Source organism: Serratia sp. MYb239 (assembly GCF_002966855.1).
Classification (GTDB): domain Bacteria; phylum Pseudomonadota; class Gammaproteobacteria; order Enterobacterales; family Enterobacteriaceae; genus Serratia_B; species Serratia_B rhizosphaerae.
Window position 1 is genome coordinate 736,592 of sequence record NZ_CP023268.1, and the last position, 19,802, is coordinate 756,393.

Annotated in this window: 17 protein-coding genes; all 17 read left to right on the forward strand. The window is 59.5% G+C overall.

All coding sequences use genetic code 11. The features are described 5' to 3' along the window. Positions 1–49 precede the first annotated feature (49 nt). The 17 genes from ilvI (at position 50) to ftsA (ending at position 19,798) form a co-directional block, all read left to right on the forward strand. Positions 50–1,768 carry an acetolactate synthase 3 large subunit gene (ilvI, locus tag CLM71_RS03440; RefSeq protein ID WP_105229760.1) on the forward strand — a complete coding sequence of 573 codons (1,719 nt, stop codon included), beginning with the start codon at positions 50–52 and terminating at the stop codon, positions 1,766–1,768. Between the two features lie 2 nt (positions 1,769–1,770). Next, positions 1,771–2,262, forward strand: coding sequence for an acetolactate synthase small subunit (gene ilvN, locus CLM71_RS03445; protein ID WP_015670906.1), 492 nt, complete (start codon positions 1,771–1,773; stop codon positions 2,260–2,262). Positions 2,263–2,468: 206 nt separating this feature from the next. Continuing rightward, on the forward strand, positions 2,469–3,473 hold the full coding sequence (gene cra / locus CLM71_RS03450) for a catabolite repressor/activator (RefSeq protein WP_105229761.1): 1,005 nt from the start codon (positions 2,469–2,471) through the stop codon (positions 3,471–3,473). Positions 3,474–4,192: 719 nt separating this feature from the next. Beyond that, positions 4,193–4,651, forward strand: a complete 459-nt coding sequence (mraZ, locus tag CLM71_RS03455) for a division/cell wall cluster transcriptional repressor MraZ (RefSeq protein WP_105229762.1) — start codon at positions 4,193–4,195, stop codon at positions 4,649–4,651. Between the two features lie 2 nt (positions 4,652–4,653). After that, positions 4,654–5,595 carry a 16S rRNA (cytosine(1402)-N(4))-methyltransferase RsmH gene (rsmH, locus tag CLM71_RS03460; protein ID WP_105229763.1) on the forward strand — a complete coding sequence of 314 codons (942 nt, stop codon included), beginning with the start codon at positions 4,654–4,656 and terminating at the stop codon, positions 5,593–5,595. Beyond that, on the forward strand, positions 5,592–5,912 hold the full coding sequence (gene ftsL / locus CLM71_RS03465; RefSeq protein ID WP_105229764.1) for a cell division protein FtsL: 321 nt from the start codon (positions 5,592–5,594) through the stop codon (positions 5,910–5,912). Before rsmH ends, ftsL begins: the two co-directional genes overlap by 4 nt. Positions 5,913–5,954: 42 nt before the next feature. After that, a complete protein-coding gene (locus CLM71_RS03470) occupies positions 5,955–7,718 on the forward strand; it encodes a peptidoglycan glycosyltransferase FtsI (protein ID WP_105229765.1) in 1,764 nt (587 codons plus the stop codon). Beyond that, the gene (gene murE / locus CLM71_RS03475; RefSeq protein WP_105229766.1) at positions 7,705–9,192 is read left to right on the forward strand and encodes a UDP-N-acetylmuramoyl-L-alanyl-D-glutamate--2,6-diaminopimelate ligase; all 1,488 of its coding nucleotides are present in this window, start codon (positions 7,705–7,707) and stop codon (positions 9,190–9,192) included. The genes CLM71_RS03470 and murE overlap by 14 nt, the downstream gene beginning before the upstream one ends. Beyond that, on the forward strand, positions 9,189–10,550 hold the full coding sequence (murF, locus tag CLM71_RS03480) for a UDP-N-acetylmuramoyl-tripeptide--D-alanyl-D-alanine ligase (protein ID WP_105229767.1): 1,362 nt from the start codon (positions 9,189–9,191) through the stop codon (positions 10,548–10,550). The genes murE and murF overlap by 4 nt, the downstream gene beginning before the upstream one ends. Continuing rightward, positions 10,544–11,626 carry a phospho-N-acetylmuramoyl-pentapeptide-transferase gene (gene mraY, locus CLM71_RS03485; protein WP_015670914.1) on the forward strand — a complete coding sequence of 361 codons (1,083 nt, stop codon included), beginning with the start codon at positions 10,544–10,546 and terminating at the stop codon, positions 11,624–11,626. The genes murF and mraY overlap by 7 nt, the downstream gene beginning before the upstream one ends. A gap of 2 nt (positions 11,627–11,628) precedes the next feature. Further along, a complete protein-coding gene (gene murD, locus CLM71_RS03490) occupies positions 11,629–12,948 on the forward strand; it encodes a UDP-N-acetylmuramoyl-L-alanine--D-glutamate ligase (protein WP_105229768.1) in 1,320 nt (439 codons plus the stop codon). Next, positions 12,945–14,147, forward strand: a complete 1,203-nt coding sequence (ftsW, locus tag CLM71_RS03495; RefSeq protein WP_105229769.1) for a cell division protein FtsW — start codon at positions 12,945–12,947, stop codon at positions 14,145–14,147. The genes murD and ftsW overlap by 4 nt, the downstream gene beginning before the upstream one ends. Before the next feature lie 3 nt (positions 14,148–14,150). After that, positions 14,151–15,215 carry an undecaprenyldiphospho-muramoylpentapeptide beta-N-acetylglucosaminyltransferase gene (murG, locus tag CLM71_RS03500; RefSeq protein WP_105229770.1) on the forward strand — a complete coding sequence of 355 codons (1,065 nt, stop codon included), beginning with the start codon at positions 14,151–14,153 and terminating at the stop codon, positions 15,213–15,215. Positions 15,216–15,300: 85 nt separating this feature from the next. Beyond that, entirely contained in the window at positions 15,301–16,776 is a 1,476-nt protein-coding gene (gene murC, locus CLM71_RS03505; RefSeq protein WP_105229771.1) for a UDP-N-acetylmuramate--L-alanine ligase, read from the forward strand. Continuing rightward, positions 16,769–17,689, forward strand: a complete 921-nt coding sequence (locus tag CLM71_RS03510) for a D-alanine--D-alanine ligase (protein WP_105229772.1) — start codon at positions 16,769–16,771, stop codon at positions 17,687–17,689. The genes murC and CLM71_RS03510 overlap by 8 nt, the downstream gene beginning before the upstream one ends. 1 nt (position 17,690) lies before the next feature. Beyond that, the gene (gene ftsQ / locus CLM71_RS03515; protein WP_105229773.1) at positions 17,691–18,545 is read left to right on the forward strand and encodes a cell division protein FtsQ; all 855 of its coding nucleotides are present in this window, start codon (positions 17,691–17,693) and stop codon (positions 18,543–18,545) included. After that, on the forward strand, positions 18,542–19,798 hold the full coding sequence (gene ftsA / locus CLM71_RS03520) for a cell division protein FtsA (RefSeq protein ID WP_015670921.1): 1,257 nt from the start codon (positions 18,542–18,544) through the stop codon (positions 19,796–19,798). The genes ftsQ and ftsA overlap by 4 nt, the downstream gene beginning before the upstream one ends. Positions 19,799–19,802 lie beyond the last annotated feature (4 nt).

Below are 19,802 nucleotides of genomic sequence, written 5' to 3' on the forward strand. Positions count from 1 at the left end.
CGCCACGTTCCGGCGCCAGACAAGTATAAGTAAGCCTGGAGGCAAACCCATGGAGATGTTGTCAGGAGCCGAAATGGTCGTGCGATCGCTGATCGACCAGGGCGTTAAACATGTATTCGGTTATCCGGGCGGGGCGGTGCTTGATATTTATGACGCCCTGCACACGGTGGGCGGAATCGATCACGTACTGGTGCGCCATGAGCAGGGGGCGGTGCATATGGCCGATGGCTACGCACGCGCCACCGGCGAAGTCGGCGTAGTGCTGGTCACCTCCGGCCCGGGCGCGACCAATGCGATTACCGGTATTGCCACCGCCTATATGGACTCCATTCCGATGGTGGTGCTTTCCGGCCAGGTGCCGAGCTCGCTGATTGGCTACGACGCCTTCCAGGAGTGCGATATGGTGGGGATTTCGCGTCCGGTGGTGAAGCACAGTTTTCTGGTCAAGCGCACCGAGGATATTCCCGGCGTACTGAAAAAAGCGTTTTATCTGGCCGCCAGCGGCCGTCCCGGCCCGGTGGTAATCGATCTGCCGAAAGACATTGTCGGCCCGGCGGTGCGCATGCCGTATGCCTATCCGCAGGAGGTCAGCCTGCGTTCTTACAACCCGACGGTGCAGGGCCACCGCGGCCAGATCAAACGTGCCCTGCATACTCTGATGGCGGCGAAAAAGCCGGTGATGTATGTCGGCGGCGGCGCGATCAATGCCGAATGCCATACGGAGGTGGCGGCGTTGGCGGAACGGCTCAACCTGCCGGTCACCTGTACGTTGATGGGGTTGGGGGCTTTCCCGGGCACGCACCGCCAAAGCGTCGGTATGTTGGGGATGCACGGTACCTATGAAGCTAACAAGACCATGCACCACGCCGATGTGATTTTTGCCGTCGGCGTGCGTTTTGACGACCGTACCACCAACAATCTGGCGAAATACTGTCCGGACGCCACCGTGCTGCATATTGATATCGACCCGACTTCAATTTCCAAAACCGTGGATGCGGATATCCCGATCGTCGGCGACGCGAAGCAGGTGCTGGCTCAGATGCTGGAGCTGCTGGCGCAGAGTGACAGGCAGCAGGACTTTGATGCGCTGCGCGACTGGTGGCAGTCGATTGAGCAGTGGCGCGCGCGCGACTGTCTGGGGTATGACAAAAATGGCGATACCATCAAACCGCAGGCGGTGATTGAAGCTCTGCACCGGCTGACCAAAGGCGACGCTTATGTGACGTCTGACGTCGGCCAGCATCAGATGTTCGCTGCGCTGTATTATCCGTTCGACAAGCCGCGCCGCTGGATCAATTCCGGCGGACTAGGCACGATGGGCTTCGGCCTGCCGGCGGCACTCGGGGTGAAGCTGGCGCTGCCGGAGGAAACCGTGGTGTGCGTGACCGGCGACGGCAGTATCCAGATGAACATTCAGGAACTGTCCACCGCGCTGCAATACAATCTGCCGGTGGTGGTGGTGAATCTGAACAACCGCTATCTCGGCATGGTGAAGCAGTGGCAGGACATGATCTATTCCGGCCGTCATTCGCAGTCCTATATGGAGTCGCTGCCCGATTTCGTCGCACTGGCCGAGGCTTACGGGCATGTCGGTATCGCCATCCGCACCCCGGATGAACTGGAAAGTAAGCTGGCGCAGGCGCTGGCGGAGAAGGAACGACTGGTGTTTGTCGATGTGACCGTTGATGAAACGGAACATGTGTACCCCATGCAGATCCGCGGTGGCGGCATGGACGAAATGTGGCTGAGCAAAACGGAGAGGACCTGATCATGCGGCGTATTTTATCTGTATTACTGGAGAATGAATCCGGTGCGTTGTCGCGCGTGGTCGGGCTGTTTTCCCAGCGCGGCTACAACATTGAAAGCCTGACGGTCGCGCCGACCGACGATCCGACGCTGTCGCGTATGACCATCCAGACCGTGGGCGACGAGAAGGTGCTGGAACAGATTGAGAAGCAGCTGCATAAGCTGGTGGATGTGCTGCGCGTCAGCGAATTGGCGCAGGGGGCGCACGTCGAGCGTGAGATCATGCTGGTCAAGCTGCAGGCCAGCGGCTACGGCCGTGAAGAGGTGAAGCGCTGCGCCGATATTTTCCGCGGGCAGATTGTTGATGTCACCGCGACGCTGTACACCGTGCAGCTGGCGGGCACCAGCGATAAACTGGATGCTTTCCTGGGAACGGTGCGTGAAGTGGCGGAAATCGTCGAAGTGGCACGCTCCGGCGTCGTTGGCGTCTCGCGTGGCGATAAGATCATGCGCTGAAAAGAGGGAGGGCAGGGCGCGCTGGCGCCCCTGTCTCAGGCATTCGCGGTAAAATTTTCCCGTTTGCCGGCACCTTGCGGCAAAATCGGTTGCCCGGTAGAGGTTTCTGCTGTTAGATCGTTAAGCCGGCTTGAAGCATTGCATGGCTGCGATGCTTGCTGAGGGCTGCCTTCACTCTCTATTTTCAGCATCAGTAAGGGGTTAACGTGAAACTGGATGAAATCGCGCGTCTCGCAGGTGTTTCGCGCACTACGGCCAGTTATGTCATCAACGGTAAGGCGAAACAGTATCGCGTCAGCGATAAAACCGTCGAAAAAGTGATGGCCGTGGTCAGGGAGCATAATTATCATCCGAACGCCGTGGCGGCAGGGCTGCGCGCCGGTCGGACACGTTCTATCGGATTGGTGATTCCCGACCTGGAAAACACCAGCTACACACGCATCGCCAACTATCTGGAACGGCAGGCGCGCCAGCGTGGCTACCAGCTGCTGATTGCCTGCTCTGAGGATCAGCCGGATAACGAAATGCGCTGTATCGAGCACCTGCTGCAGCGTCAGGTCGACGCGATTATCGTTTCGACCGCTTTGCCGCCGGAACACCCTTTCTACCAGCGCTGGGCGAATGGCTCACTGCCGATCATCGCGCTGGATCGCGCGCTGGATCGCGAGCATTTCATCAGCGTCGTAGGCGCCGATCAGGAAGACGCCTTCACCTTGGCGCAGGAGCTGCGCACTTTCCCGGCGGAGTCGGTGCTGTATTTAGGCGCGCTGCCGGAACTGTCGGTCAGTTTCCTGCGCGAGCAGGGGTTCCGTCAGGCCTGGCAGGATGATGAACGCCAGGTGGATTATCTGTACGCCAATAGCTATGAGCGCGAAGCCGCAGGGACGTTGTTCGCCCAGTGGCTGCAAACCCACCCGATGCCGCAGGCGCTGTTCACCACTTCGTTTTCATTGCTGCAGGGCGTGATGGATGTGACCTTGAAGCAACAAGGGCGTCTGCCGACCGATTTGGCGATCGCCACGTTTGGCGATCATGAACTGCTGGATTTCCTGCAGTGTCCGGTGTTGGCGGTGGCGCAGCGCCACCGCGACGTGGCGGAGCGCGTATTGGAACTGGTGCTGGCCAGTCTGGACGAACCGCGCAAGCCGAAGCCGGGCCTGACGCGCATTCGCCGTAATCTGTTCCGCCGCGGTAGCCTGAGCAGAAAGTAAGCGGCAAGACGGGGGAGCAGCGCGCTGTTCCCTTGCCGCAAGACACACCTGCCTGATGTTTTTAATAAACCGATATAAAACAGTGGGTTGTGTTTTTCATGCGTTTTTCTAATTGAAATGTCAAAAACGATAGGAATAAACATGTAAGGAAATGCGGCCGCATTGTAAAGTTTTTTGGGAATAATCTTAGTAATATGATTTAAATCGCAATTAGCCCGCCTGGTAATCGTAAAAATATTTATTTTATTTCCCCCTCTCGGCATTCGCCGTTTAATTGCAGTAAAATAACGCCCCCGTTATCGGACTGCCGACATCAGCCTTAATTAATATAGGGCATTATCGTCAGCCCTTTCGGGGAGGCACCGTGCCGCAGGCCTGCGCCGTCGCGGGTTTGGCCGTCATGCCGTGGGGCAAAAGAACAATTGAAAAATGAGACTTCGATTACAGAAGAAAGTATTGAGCTAATTAATCGCCAATTTGTCAGATTGTTAACCGCCTACTTTCCTTTCAAAAAATTCTCCTCGTTTATCATGGTGTTAATTTTTAATTGCCGAATAAAAAGAGTTCCTTTCGCGAGTCAGCTCCCAAAACGAACAGAGAAATATTGCCAAAGCACCGCCGCTCTGGCTTGACAAGGTTTTAATACCCTCCGTAAACTCCTTTATGTGGGAATTTGTGGGGTAAAGTGGTGAAAAAGGTCACGAAGGGGTAGCTCAGGAATGTTTCGAGGGGCGACGATGGTCAACCTCGACAGCAAGGGGCGGCTTGCCGTACCAACCCGTTACCGGGACTCGCTGAACGAGGAATCGCAAGGCCAAATGGTCTGTACCATTGACCTCCATCAGCCCTGCCTGCTGCTTTACCCGTTGCCCGAATGGGAAGTGATTGAACAAAAGTTATCCCGTCTGTCGAGCATGAACCCTGCGGAGCGCCGCGTACAGCGCTTGCTGCTGGGACATGCCAGTGAGTGTCAGATGGATAACGCCGGCCGGTTGTTGATAGCCAGTACGCTGCGCCAACACGCCGGATTAACGAAAGAAGTGATGCTGGTCGGTCAGTTCAACAAGTTTGAACTGTGGGATGAACAGACCTGGTATCAACAAGTCAAGGATGATATTGACGCTGAACAGTCGTCTCAGGAACCGTTGTCTGAGCGGCTACAGGACTTGTCGCTATAAGCATGTTGGAAAATTATAAACACACTACCGTACTGTTGGATGAGGCGGTTAACGGCCTCAACATCCGCAGTAACGGCATATATATCGACGGTACTTTTGGTCGCGGTGGCCATTCTCGTCTGATTCTGTCCCAGCTCGGGCCGGAAGGACGCTTGTTGGCGATTGACCGCGATCCGCAGGCGATTGCAGCCGCCAAATCTATTGAAGATCCTCGTTTTAACATCGTACATGGCCCGTTTTCCGAGTTGTCGCATTATGTGCGGGAGCGCGGACTGGAAGGGCAGATCGACGGCGTTCTGCTGGATCTGGGCGTATCTTCACCGCAGCTCGACGACCCGGAGCGCGGTTTCTCCTTTATGCGCGACGGACCGTTGGATATGCGCATGGACCCTTCGCGCGGCCAGTCCGCCGCCGAATGGTTACTGAAAGCCGAAGCAGAAGATATCGCCTGGGTGCTGAAAACCTTCGGCGAAGAGCGTTTTGCCAAGCGTATTGCACGCGCCATCGTCGAGCGTAATAAAACCGAGCCGATGACGCGCACCAAAGAACTGGCCGAGCTGATTGCCGCTGCCAGTCCGTTCAAAGAAAAGCATAAACACCCGGCGACCCGCAGCTTCCAGGCCATCCGTATTTACATCAACAGCGAACTGGAAGAGATCGAACGTGCGCTGGAAGGCGCACTGGACGTGCTGGCGCCGCAGGGGCGTTTGTCGATTATCAGCTTCCACTCGTTGGAAGACAGGATTGTAAAACGCTTTATGCGTCACCACAGCCGCGGCGCGCAGGTGCCGGCGGGACTGCCGCTGACCGAAGCGCAGTTGCGCGAACTGGGCGGTCGCAGCCTGAAAGCGCTGGGCAAGATGATGCCGCCGGCTGAAGAAGTCGCCGAAAATCCACGTGCGCGCAGTTCAGTGTTGCGCATTGCCGAGAGGGTATCCGAGTGATTGGGAATGAGCGCCATGGGTTGGTTGGGGTTATCGGCGGCGATTTGCTGCGCAACGCCAAGATCCCGCTGATTTTACTGATAGCCGTGCTGGTTTCCGCCATTTTGGTGGTAACCACCGCGCACCGTACCCGCCTGTTGACCGCCGAGCGCGAGCAGCTGGTGCTGGAGCGCGATGCGCTGGATATCGAGTGGCGCAACCTGATCCTCGAAGAGAATGCGCTGGGCGACCACAGTCGCGTGGAGCGTACGGCGACTGAGAAGCTGCAGATGCAGCATGTCGATCCATCGCAAGAAAATATCATCGTTAAACAATGAGTGGTTTAACCGACGTAATGAAACGGAGCAAAAAGGGAACGCATGAAAGCAGCACGCCCCGGTAAGTTGAAACGCCAGGAAGATCAAGCCAGCTTTGTCAGCTGGCGTTTTGCGTTGCTGTGCGGCTGTATTTTGCTGGCGCTGGTCGGGTTGATGCTGCGGGTGGCGTATCTGCAGGTGATTAACCCGGATCGGCTGGTGAAAGAAGGCGATATGCGTTCGCTGCGTGTACAGCAGGTGCCGACATCGCGTGGAATGATCAGCGATCGCGCCGGGCGGCCGCTGGCGGTCAGCGTACCGGTGAACGCCATCTGGGCGGATCCGAAAGAGCTGAACGAGCGCGGCGGCATTACGCTGGACAACCGTTGGAAAGCGCTGTCGGACGCGCTGGGCATCCCGCTCGATCAGCTCTCCAAGCGCGTTAACGCCAACCCGCGCGGACGTTTTGTCTATCTGGCGCGCCAGGTTAATCCGGCAATCGGCGAGTATATTCACAAGCTGAAGCTACCGGGCATTTACCTGCGTCAGGAGTCGCGCCGCTATTACCCTGCCGGGCAGGTCACCTCGCACATTATCGGCGTGACCAACATCGACGGTCAGGGTATTGAAGGCATTGAGAAAAGCTTTGATCACTGGCTGACCGGACAACCGGGCGAGCGTACTGTGCGTAAAGACCGCTATGGCCGCGTGATTGAGGATATCTCTTCGGTCGACAGCCAGGCGGCGCATAACCTGGCGCTGAGCATTGATGAACGTCTGCAGGCGCTGGTCTACCGCGAGCTGAACAACGCGGTGGCGTTCAACAAGGCGGAATCCGGTACGGCTGTGCTGATCGACGTCAACACCGGCGAAGTGCTGGCGATGGCCAACAGCCCGTCTTATAACCCGAACAATATGGCCGGCACGCCGAAAGAGACCATGCGTAACCGCGCCATTACCGATATTTTTGAGCCTGGTTCTACCGTCAAACCGATGGTGGTGATGACGGCGCTGCAGCACGGCGTAGTGAGAGAAAACAGCGTGCTGAACACCGTGCCTTACCGCATTAACGGCCATGAGATTAAAGACGTGGCGCGTTATCCGGAACTGTCGGTGACCGGGATCTTGCAGAAGTCGAGTAACGTCGGTGTTTCCAAGCTGGCGTTAGCGATGCCGTCCTCAGCGTTAGTAGATACTTACTCACGTTTTGGGCTGGGAAAAGCGACCAATTTGGGGTTGGTCGGAGAAAGCAGTGGCATATATCCAAAAAAACAACGGTGGTCTGACATAGAGAGGGCCACCTTCTCTTTCGGCTACGGGCTAATGGTAACACCGTTACAGTTGGCGCGAGTCTATGCAACGATCGGCAGCCTGGGCGTGTATCGCCCGCTGTCGATTACCAAGGTTGACCCGCCGGTTGCCGGCAAACGCATATTCCCTGAACCGCTGGTGCGTACCGTGGTGCACATGATGGAAAGCGTGGCCCTGCCGGGCGGCGGCGGCGTGAAAGCCGCCATCAAGGGTTACCGTATCGCCATTAAAACCGGTACCGCGAAGAAAGTGGGGCCGGACGGTAAATACGTCAACCGTTATATCGCTTATACCGCCGGCGTTGCGCCGGCGAGTCAGCCCCGTTTTGCCCTGGTGGTGGTCATCAACGACCCGCAGGGCGGGAAATACTATGGTGGCGCAATCTCCGCGCCGGTGTTTGGCGCCATCATGGGCGGCGTACTGCGCACCATGAACGTTGAGCCGGACGCGTTGCCCACCGGTGATAAAAGCGAATTAGTGATTAATAAAAAAGAGGGTTCAGGTGGCAGATCGTAATTTGCGCGACCTACTCGCTCCGTGGGTGCCTTCGGCCCCCGAGCGCGCGCTGCGGGAAATGATATTAGACAGCCGGATTGCGGCTGCCGGGGATCTGTTTGTCGCCGTAAACGGCCACCAGACGGATGGTCGCCGCTATATTCCGCAAGCCATCGCCCAGGGCGTCGCCGCAGTGATCGCAGAAGCTGAAGGCGCCGCCGAAGACGGTGAAATTCGTACGATGCACGGTGTGCCGGTGATTTACCTCGGCCAGTTGAATCAGCGCCTGTCTGCGCTGGCCGGGCGTTTTTACCATCAGCCGGCAGAACGCCTGCGTCTGGTCGGCGTGACCGGTACCAACGGTAAAACCACCACCACCCAGCTGCTGGCGCAGTGGGGGCAGCTGCTGGGCGAAACCAGCGCGGTGATGGGCACCGTCGGCAACGGCCTGCTGGGCCAGGTGTGCCCGACAGAAAATACCACCGGTTCGGCGGTGGATGTGCAACATGTATTAAATGACCTGGCGGATCGCGGCGCGACGCTGGCGGCGATGGAAGTCTCTTCCCATGGTCTGGTGCAAAGCCGCGTTGCGGCGCTGCCGTTTGCCGCGGCGGTGTTCACCAACCTGAGCCGCGACCACCTGGATTACCACGGCGACATGGCCAGCTATGAAGCGGCGAAATGGTCGCTGTTCGCCGAGCACCAGGTCGGCCAGGCGATTATCAATGCTGATGATGAAGTCGGTCAGCGCTGGCTGGCGCAGCTGCCGGATGCGGTGGCTGTCACCATGCAGGATAACCTGCAGCCGGGCTGCCACGGCCGCTGGCTGAAGGCCACCTCGGTGGACTATCACGATAACGGCGCCACTATCCGTTTCAGCTCCAGCTGGGGGGATGGCGAGATTGAAAGCCGTCTGATGGGGGCATTTAACGTCAGCAACCTGCTGCTGGCGCTGGCGACGCTGCTGTCGCTGGGCTATCCGCTGGCGGCGCTGGTGGCCAGCGCGCAGCAACTGCAGCCGGTCTGTGGCCGCATGGAAGTGTTCAATGCGCCGGGCAAGCCGACGGTCGTGGTCGATTACGCCCACACGCCGGACGCGCTGGAAAAAGCGCTGGAAGCCGCGCGTCTGCACTGCCGCGGGCAGCTGTGGTGCGTCTTTGGCTGCGGCGGTGACCGCGACAAAGGCAAGCGCCCGCTGATGGGCGCGATTGCCGAGCAGTTTGCCGACCGGGTGGTGATCACCGATGACAACCCGCGTACCGAAGAGCCGCAGGCGATTATCGCCGATATCCTGAGCGGTCTGCTGGACGCCGGCCGGGCGCAGGTGATTCACGGGCGTGCCGAGGCGGTAACCAGCTCGGTGATGCAGGCGAAAGAACAAGACGTGGTGCTGGTGGCCGGTAAAGGTCATGAGGATTATCAACTGGTGGGCAATCGCCGTCTGGATTATTCCGACCGCACCACCGTCGCGCGTTTGCTGGGGGTGCTGGCATGATTCCCGTTTCCCTTCAGGCCCTGTCCGATGTATTGCGCGCCGAGTTAATCGGCGTCGATTGCCAAATTGATGAAGTGACGACGGATACCCGCCAAGTGACCGCAGGCTGTCTGTTTGTGGCGCTGAAAGGCGAGCGTTTTGACGCACATGATTTTGCCGCAGATGCGGTTGCCGCCGGCGCAGGTGCTTTGCTGGTAAGCAAGCGCTTACCGGTGGAGGTGCCGCAGTTGGTGGTGGCGGATACCCGGCTGGCGCTGGGCGCGCTGGCGGGCTGGGTTCGTCAGCAGGTGCCGGCCAAAGTGGTGGCGCTGACCGGCTCATCGGGTAAAACCTCGGTGAAAGAGATGACCGCCACGATCCTGCGCGAGTGCGGGGACGTGCTGTATACCGCCGGCAACTTTAACAACGATATCGGCGTGCCGTTGACGCTGCTGCGTCTGCAGCCGCAGCATGATTTTGCGGTGATTGAGCTGGGCGCTAACCACATTGGTGAAATTGCCTACACCACCGCGCTGACGCGCCCGCAAAGCGCGCTGGTCAACAACCTGGCGGCGGCGCACCTGGAAGGGTTCGGTTCGCTGGCAGGGGTGGCGCAGGCGAAAGGTGAAATTTTTCAAGGTTTGCCAGCGGATGGCGTCGCCATTATCAACGCGGACAACAACGACTGGCCGCGCTGGCAAAACCTGCTGACGGATCAAACCGTCTGGCGCTTCTCGCCGCAGGCGGCGGAAGGCGTGGACTTCTTCGCCAGCGATATCACGGTTAACGGCAACGGCACGCAGTTTACCCTGCATACCCCGTTTGGCCGCACGGATATCGCACTGCCGCTGCCTGGGCGCCATAACGTAGCCAACGCGCTGGCGGCCACCGCCCTGGCGATGTCGGTAGGCGCGTCGCTGGAAGCGGTGCGCTGCGGTTTGCAGCAGCTGCAGGCGGTGCCGGGGCGTCTGTTCCCGATTGCGCTGGCGGAAGGCAAGCTGCTGCTGGACGACAGCTATAACGCCAACGTCGGTTCAATGACCGCCGCCGCACAGGTGCTGGCGGAGATGCCGGGTTACCGGGTGATGGTGGCGGGCGATATGGCGGAACTGGGCGATGACGCGGAAGAGTGCCATCGTCAGGTCGGCGAAGCGGCCCGGCAGGCGGGCGTAGATAAAGTGCTGAGCGTGGGGGTTCTGAGTCAGGCGCTCAGCGACGCGGCCGGCAACGGCGAGCATTTTCAGGATCAAGCGGCAGCAATCGCGCGCGTAGCGGAATTACTGCAGGAACATGCGGTCATTACCGTGTTAATCAAAGGGTCACGTAGTGCCGCGATGGAGCAGGTAGTACGCGCGTTACAGGAGAAAGCAGCATGTTAGTTTGGCTGGCCGAGCATTTGGTCAAATATTATTCCGGCTTTAACGTCTTTTCCTATCTGACGTTTCGCGCCATTGTCAGCCTGCTGACCGCGCTGTTTATTTCTCTGTGGATGGGGCCGCGGCTGATCAGCCGCCTGCAGCAGATGTCCTTCGGGCAGGTTGTACGTAACGATGGCCCGGAGTCGCACTTCAGCAAGCGCGGCACGCCGACCATGGGCGGCATTATGATTCTGACCTCCATCACCATTTCGGTGCTGATGTGGGCCTATCCGTCTAACCCGTACGTCTGGTGCGTGCTGTTTGTGCTGGTAGGTTACGGCATTGTCGGGTTCGTCGACGACTACCGCAAGGTGGTGCGCAAGGACACTAAAGGGCTGATAGCCCGCTGGAAGTATTTCTGGATGTCGGTGATTGCGCTGGCGGTGGCGTTCAGCATGTACATGGTCGGTAAAGATACCCCCGCCACCGAACTGGTGGTGCCGTTCTTTAAAGACGTGATGCCGCAGCTGGGGCTGCTGTATGTACTGCTGGCCTACTTTGTGATTGTCGGCACCGGCAATGCGGTCAACCTGACCGACGGCCTGGACGGCCTGGCGATTATGCCGACGGTGTTGGTGGCGGCCGGTTTTGCGCTGGTGGCCTGGGCGACCGGTAACATGAACTTTGCCAACTACCTGCATATTCCGTACCTGCGGCATGCCGGCGAGCTGGTGATTGTCTGCACCGCGATTGTCGGCGCAGGGCTGGGTTTCCTGTGGTTCAACACCTACCCGGCGCAGGTGTTTATGGGCGACGTCGGTTCGCTGGCGCTGGGCGGCGCGCTGGGCACCATTGCGGTGCTGCTGCGTCAGGAGTTTTTACTGGTGATTATGGGCGGCGTGTTTGTGGTTGAAACGCTGTCGGTGATCCTGCAGGTGGGATCGTTCAAGCTGCGCGGTCAGCGTATTTTCCGCATGGCACCGATTCACCACCACTATGAATTGAAAGGCTGGCCGGAGCCGCGCGTTATTGTGCGCTTCTGGATTGTTTCGCTGATGCTGGTGCTGATTGGCCTGGCAACGCTGAAGGTACGTTAATCATGGCGGATTATCAGGGTAAAAAAGTGGTCATCATCGGACTGGGCCTGACCGGCCTGTCCTGTGTTGATTTCTTTATAACGCACGGCGTGACGCCGCGCGTTATGGATACCCGCATGTCTCCGCCAGGGCTGGAGCAACTGCCGGAGAGCGTGGAACGTCATCTGGGCAATCTGCGTGAAGACTGGCTGCTGTCGGCGGACCTGATCGTCGCCAGCCCGGGCGTGGCGCTGTCTACACCGGCCCTCCTCAGCGCGGCGGAAGCCGGCGTGGAAATCGTCGGCGACATCGAACTGTTCTGCCGTGAGGCACAGGCGCCGATTGTGGCGATTACCGGCTCCAACGGCAAAAGCACCGTCACCACCCTGGTGGGTGAGATGGCGAAGGCTGCCGGCTGGGCGGTCGGCGTCGGCGGCAATATCGGGTTACCGGCGCTGAGCCTGCTGCGCCAGGCGTGCGATCTGTACGTGCTGGAGCTGTCGAGCTTCCAGTTGGAAACCACCAGCAGCCTGCGCGCCGCTGCCGCCACCGTGCTCAATATCAGCGAAGATCATATGGATCGCTATCCGCTGGGGTTGCAGCAGTACCGGGCGGCGAAATTGCGCATTTACGAACAGGCCAAGACCTGCGTGGTGAACGCGGATGATGGGCTGACCATGCCGGTGCGCGGCGCCGACGAGCGCTGCATTAGTTTCGGCGTCGACGTGGGGGATTACCACCTCAACCGTCAGCAGGGAGAGACCTGGCTGCGGGTGCGCGGCGAAAAAGTGCTGAACACCCGCGAGATGAAACTGAGCGGCCAGCACAACCTGACCAATGCGCTGGCGGCGCTGGCGCTGGCCGACGCGGTGAAAATTCCGCGCTCCTCCAGTCTGAAGGCGCTGACCACCTACGCCGGGCTGGCGCACCGCTTCCAACTGGTGTTAGAGCATAACGGCGTGCGCTGGATTAATGACTCCAAAGCAACCAACGTCGGCAGCACCGAAGCGGCGCTGAACGGCCTGCAGGTCGACGGCACGCTGCATCTGCTGCTGGGTGGTGACGGTAAATCGGCCGACTTCTCGCCGCTGGCGCGTTATCTGCAGGGCGACAATATCCGTCTGTACTGCTTTGGCCGCGACGGCGCCCAGCTGGCGCAGCTGCGTCCCGATGTGGCGCTGCAGACTGAAACCATGGAACAGGGAATGCGGGCGATAGCCGGCGTGGTGCGCTCCGGCGATATGGTGCTGCTGTCACCCGCCTGCGCCAGCCTGGACCAGTTCCGTAATTTTGAAGTACGCGGCGATGAGTTCGCCCGTCTGGCACAGGAGCTTGGCGGATGAAACTACAACTGCCGTCATTCGGCTTAGCGGAAAAACTGAAAGACTGGGTGATGGGCTCGCGTGAAAACGAGAACGCCACGCTGGTGCTGTATGACCGTACGCTGCTGTGGCTGACGTTCGGTCTGGCGATTATCGGTTTTGTGATGGTGACCTCGGCGTCGATGCCGATCGGCCAGCGTCTGGCGGACGATCCGTTCCTGTTCGCCAAGCGTGACGCGCTGTATCTGGGGCTGGCGTTCGGCCTGTCGCTGGTGACGCTGCGCGTCCCGATGGATGTCTGGCAGCGTTACAGCACCGCGATGCTGCTGGTGTCGATCGTCTTGCTGCTCATCGTACTGGTGGTCGGCAGCTCGGTAAACGGCGCATCGCGCTGGATTGCCCTGGGGCCGCTGCGTATCCAGCCGGCGGAGCTGTCGAAGCTGTCGCTGTTCTGCTACCTGGCGAGCTATCTGGTGCGCAAGGTGGACGAGGTGCGCAGCAACTTCTGGGGCTTCTGTAAGCCGATGGGCGTGATGGTGGTGCTGGCGGTGCTGCTGCTGGCGCAGCCGGATCTGGGCACCGTGGTGGTGCTGTTTATCACCACGCTGGCGATGCTGTTCCTGGCCGGCGCCAAAATGTGGCAGTTCCTGGCGATTATCGGCTCCGGCGTGTTCGCCGTGGTGCTGTTGATTATCGCCGAACCGTACCGTATGCGCCGCGTGACCTCATTCTGGAACCCGTGGGCCGACCCGTTCGGCAGCGGCTACCAGCTGACCCAATCGCTGATGGCGTTCGGCCGCGGCGAATTCTGGGGGCAGGGGCTCGGCAACTCGGTGCAGAAACTGGAATATTTGCCGGAGGCGCACACCGACTTTATCTTCTCGATTTTAGGTGAAGAACTCGGCTATATCGGTGTGGTTTTCGCGCTGTTAATGGTATTCTTCGTCGCTTTTCGCGCGATGTCGATCGGCCGCAGGGCGCTGGAAATCGATCAGCGTTTTTCCGGTTTTCTCGCCTGCTCGGTCGGCGTGTGGTTCAGCTTCCAGGCGCTGGTTAACGTCGGCGCGGCGGCGGGCATGCTGCCAACCAAAGGCCTGACCCTGCCGCTGATCAGTTATGGCGGTTCGAGCCTGCTGATTATGTCGACGGCGATCGTGCTGTTATTGCGTATTGATTATGAAACGCGTCTGGCGAAAGCCCAGGCGTTTGTTAAGAGGTAAGGGATGAGCGGGAAAGCGAAGCGTTTAATGGTGATGGCAGGCGGTACCGGCGGGCATGTGTTCCCCGGGCTGGCGGTCGCTCATCATCTGATGGCGCAGGGCTGGCAGGTGCGCTGGCTCGGAACCGCAGACAGAATGGAAGCCGATCTGGTGCCAAAGCACGGGATCGAAATTGATTTTATTCGTATTTCCGGCTTGCGCGGCAAAGGCGTGATGGCGCAGCTGAGCGCGCCGCTACGCATCTGGCGCGCGGTGCGTCAGGCGAAGGCGATTATGCGCAGCTACCAGCCGGACGTGGTGCTGGGCATGGGCGGTTACGTTTCCGGCCCGGGCGGCCTGGCGGCCTGGCAGTGCGGCGTTCCGGTCGTGCTGCACGAACAGAACGGCATCGCCGGCCTGACCAACCGCTGGCTGGCGCGCATCGCCACCACGGTGCTGCAGGCTTTCCCCGGCGCCTTCCCGAAAGCGGCGGTGGTGGGCAACCCGGTACGTACCGACGTGCTGGCGCTGCCGTTGCCGGCGGAACGCCTGGCCGGGCGTGAAGGCCCTGTCCGCGTGCTGGTGGTTGGCGGCAGTCAGGGCGCGCGCGTGCTGAATCAGACTGTTCCTGAAGTCGCGGCGCGTTTGGGCGATAAAATTACGCTCTGGCATCAGGTAGGCAAAGGCGCGTTGGACACGGTTCAGCGCGAATATGCCCGCGTCGGGCAGACGCAGCATAAGGTCGCCGAGTTTATCGATGATATGGCGGCCGCCTATGCCTGGGCTGACGTGGTGGTGTGCCGTTCCGGCGCGCTGACCGTCAGCGAGATTGCCGCGGCGGGACTGCCGGCGATTTTTGTGCCGTTCCAGCATAAGGACCGTCAGCAGTACTGGAACGCCCGCCCGCTGGAAGAAGCCGGCGCGGCGAAGATTATTGAACAGCCGCAGTTCAACGCCGATACGGTGGCCGAACTGCTGGCGAGCTGGGATCGTCCGACCCTGCTGGCCATGGCGGAGAAAGCGCGTTCGGTGGCGATCACCGATGCCACCGAACGGGTGGCGGCGGAGCTGATCCGCGTCGCGAAATAGAGATTGCAGGGGTTCGGTTCGCCGGGCCTGTAAATAAAGAAATATCATGTGGTGGGCGCTACGCGGGCCCTGGATTAGAGAGAGTATGAATACACAACAACTGGCGAAACTACGTACAATCGTGCCCGAGATGCGTCGCGTCCGGCACATTCACTTTGTCGGCATCGGTGGTGCCGGCATGGGTGGTATCGCCGAAGTGTTGGCTAATGAAGGGTATCAAATCAGCGGTTCGGATCTGGCGCCGAATCCGGTGACCCAGCAGCTGAGCGCGCTGGGGGCGACGATCTATTTCAACCATCGTCCGGAGAATGTGCTGGATGCGAGCGTAGTGGTGGTCTCCACCGCCATTGCTTCTGACAACCCTGAGATCGTCGCGGCGCGTGAAGCACGCATTCCGGTGATTCGCCGTGCCGAAATGCTGGCCGAACTGATGCGCTTTCGTCACGGCATCGCCGTGGCCGGTACGCACGGCAAAACTACCACCACCGCGATGGTGTCCAGTATTTATGCGGAAGCCGGTCTGGATCCGACCTTCGTCAACGGCGGTCTGGTGAAGGCGGCGGGCACGCACGCGCGCCTCGGCTGCAGCCGTTATCTGATTGCAGAGGCTGACGAAAGCGACGCGTCGTTCCTGCACCTGCAGCCGATGGTGGCGATTGTCACCAATATCGAAGCCGACCACATGGACACTTACCATGGCGACTTTGAAAACCTGAAGCAGACGTTTATCAACTTCCTGCACAACCTGCCGTTCTACGGCCGTGCGGTGATGTGCATTGATGACCCGGTGGTGCGTGAACTGTTGCCGCGCGTCGGGCGTCATATTACTACGTACGGTTTTAGCGAAGATGCCGACGTGCGTATTGAGAGCTACAGCCAGATTGGCCCGCAGGGGCACTTTACCCTGAGCCGTCAGGATAAGCCGCAGATGACGGTTACCCTGAACGCGCCGGGACGTCACAATGCGCTGAACGCGGCGGCGGCGGTGGCCGTGGCTACCGAAGAGGGCATTGACGACGAGGACATTTTACGTGCGCTGGCCGGCTTCCAGGGTACCGGACGCCGTTTCGACTTCCTGGGCGAGTTCGCGCTGGATGCGGTGAACGGCAGCGCAGGCAGCGCGATGCTGGTGGACGACTACGGCCACCATCCGACTGAGGTGGACGCCACGATCAAAGCGGCACGCGCCGGCTGGCCGGATAAACGCCTGGTGATGGTGTTCCAGCCGCATCGCTATACCCGCACCCGCGACCTGTACGATGACTTTGCCAACGTGCTGTCTCAGGTGGACGTGCTGCTGATGCTGGAGGTCTATCCGGCGGGTGAAGCGCCGATTCCGGGCGCGGACAGCCGTTCGCTGTGCCGCACCATCCGTAACCGCGGCAAGCTGGACCCGATTTTAGTGTCCGACGCGGATACCGTGCCGGAAACGCTGGCCCAGCTGCTGCAGGCGGATGACCTGGTGCTGGTGCAGGGTGCGGGCAACGTCGGCAAAATTGCCCGTAATCTGGCGGAGCTGAAGCTGCAGCCGCAGAACAAAGAGGAGCAGCCGCATGACTGAGAAAGTCGCCGTCCTGCTGGGTGGCACCTCTGCTGAACGTGATGTTTCCCTGCAGTCCGGCGCGGCGGTGCTGGCCGGTCTGCGCGAAGCCGGCATTGACGCTCACGGCGTCGATACCCGCGACTTCCCGGTGTCGCAGCTCAAGGCGCAGGGCTTTAGCAAAGTATTTATCGCGCTGCACGGGCGCGGCGGCGAGGACGGCACCCTGCAGGGGATGCTGGAGTTCCTGGAATTGCCGTATACCGGTAGCGGCGTGATGGCCTCGGCGCTGACCATGGACAAATGGCGCACCAAGCTGGTATGGCAGTCGCTGGGCCTGCCGATCGCCCCTTACGTGGCGCTGCATCGTGCGGGTTTTAGCGGCGATGACAAGCATCAGGCGCTGGCGAACATCGAAGCTCTGGGGCTGCCGCTGATCGTCAAGCCAAGCCGCGAAGGCTCCAGCGTCGGCATGAGCAAGGTTGAGTCATTCGGTGCGCTTGAAGCGGCGCTGGAAGAGGCCTTCCGCCACGATGACGACGTGCTGGTGGAGAAATGGCTGAGCGGCCCGGAGTACACCGTGGCGTTTATCGGCGACAGCGTGATGCCGTCGATTCGCATTCAGCCGGCCGGTGTGTTTTACGACTACCAGGCGAAATACATTGCGGACGATACGCAGTATTTCTGCCCGAGCGGTTTGTCGGCCGAGCAGGAGGCTGAACTGGCCGCGCTGGCGGTACGCGCCTACCGTGCGCTGGACTGCAGCGGCTGGGGCCGCGTTGATGTAATGCAGGATAACGATGGCAGCTTCTATCTGCTCGAGGTGAACACCTCGCCGGGCATGACCAGTCATAGCCTGGTGCCGATGGCAGCACGCCAGTTTGGATTAAGCTTCTCGCAACTGGTGGCGAGAATTTTGGAATTGGCCGACTGATATGTCGCAAGCTGCCCTGAATGCACGCGACCGCGAGGTGGAGAACAACAGCCCGCGGCGCAGCAATGGAACCCAACTGGCGGGAATACTTTTCCTGCTGATGGTGCTGGGGACCGTGTTATGGAGTGGTTGGGCGGTGATTGGCTGGATGAAAGACGCCAGCCGTTTGCCGCTCTCCCGCCTGGTGGTGACCGGCGAACGCCATTACACCACCAACGATGATATTCGCCAGGCTATCCTGGCGCTGGGATCGCCGGGCACGTTTATGACGCAGGATGTGAATGTCATCCAGCAGCAGATTGAACGCTTGCCGTGGATTAAGCAGGCCAGCGTGCGCAAGCAATGGCCGGATGAGCTGAAAATCCATCTGGTGGAGTATGTCCCGGTGGCGCGCTGGAATGATTTGCATATGGTCGATGCCGAAGGCAAATCATTCAGCGTTCCGGCGGAGCGCGTCGGCAAGCAGAAATTGCCACTGCTTTATGGTCCGGAAGGGAGCGAGCAGGACGTGCTGGACGGCTATCGCACCATGAGCAGCGCGCTGGCCGCCGGCAAGTTTACCTTGAAGATGGCGGCGATGACGGCGCGCCACTCCTGGCAACTGGCTTTGGACAACGATGTTCGGTTGGAACTGGGGCGTGACGATCGCATGGGACGCCTGCAACGCTTTATCGAGCTGTATCCGGTGCTGGTGCAACAGGGCCAGGCGGAAAACAAACGTGTCAGCTACGTCGACCTGCGCTATGACGCCGGTGCCTCGGTAGGATGGAGTCCGGTGTTAATCGACCCGCAGGCGGCACGTGAACAGCAAAACAGTAATCAGCAACAGAATCAGGCACAGGCAAAACAACGATGATCAAGTCGACGGACAGAAAACTGGTAGTTGGACTGGAGATCGGTACGGCGAAAGTCGCCGCACTGGTAGGGGAAGTTCTGCCCGATGGCATGGTCAACATTATCGGGGTGGGCAGCTGTCCGTCCCGGGGCATGGATAAGGGCGGCGTTAATGACCTGGAATCGGTGGTGAAGTGCGTGCAGCGCGCCATCGATCAGGCGGAACTGATGGCGGATTGCCAGATTTCTTCGGTCTACCTCTCATTATCGGGCAAACACATCAGTTGCCAGAATGAAATCGGGATGGTTCCTATTTCCGAAGAGGAAGTGACCATGGAGGATGTGGAAAACGTTGTGCATACCGCCAAATCGGTGCGTGTGCGTGATGAACACCGCGTGCTGCATGTGATTCCTCAGGAATACGCCATCGACTATCAGGAAGGCATCAAAAACCCGGTAGGGTTGTCCGGCGTGCGTATGCAGGCCAAGGTGCACCTGATCACCTGCCATAACGATATGGCAAAAAACATTGTTAAAGCGGTTGAACGTTGTGGTCTGAAAGTTGACCAACTTATTTTCGCCGGTCTTGCCGCCAGCTATGCGGTGTTAACCGAAGATGAACGCGAGCTCGGCGTCTGTGTGGTGGATATCGGCGGCGGTACCATGGATATGGCGGTGTATACCGGTGGCGCGCTGCGTCACACCAAGGTTATCCCGTATGCCGGTAACGTGGTCACCAGCGATATTGCTTACGCCTTCGGCACACCGCCGACGGATGCGGAAGCGATTAAAGTTCGACACGGTTGTGCGCTTGGATCGATTGTTAGCAAGGATGAGAGTGTAGAGGTGCCTAGCGTCGGGGGACGTCCTCCGCGCAGTCTGCAAAGACAGACGCTGGCTGAAGTTATTGAGCCACGCTACACCGAACTGCTGAATCTGGTTAACGATGAGATTTTGCAATTACAGGAGCAACTGCGTCAGCAAGGGGTGAAGCATCATCTGGCAGCGGGTATCGTGCTGACCGGTGGCGCCGCCCAGATTGATGGCCTGGCAGCCTGTGCGCAACGGGTGTTCCACACCCAGGTACGCATCGGCCAACCCTTGAACATCACGGGTCTGACGGATTATGCGCAGGAGCCTTACTACTCGACGGCGGTAGGTCTGCTGCACTATGGAAAAGAGTCTCACCTGAGTGGTGAGGCAGAAGTAGAAAAAGGCGCCTCAGTGGGCAGTTGGTTTAAACGTATCAACAGCTGGCTGAGAAAAGAGTTTTAATGTT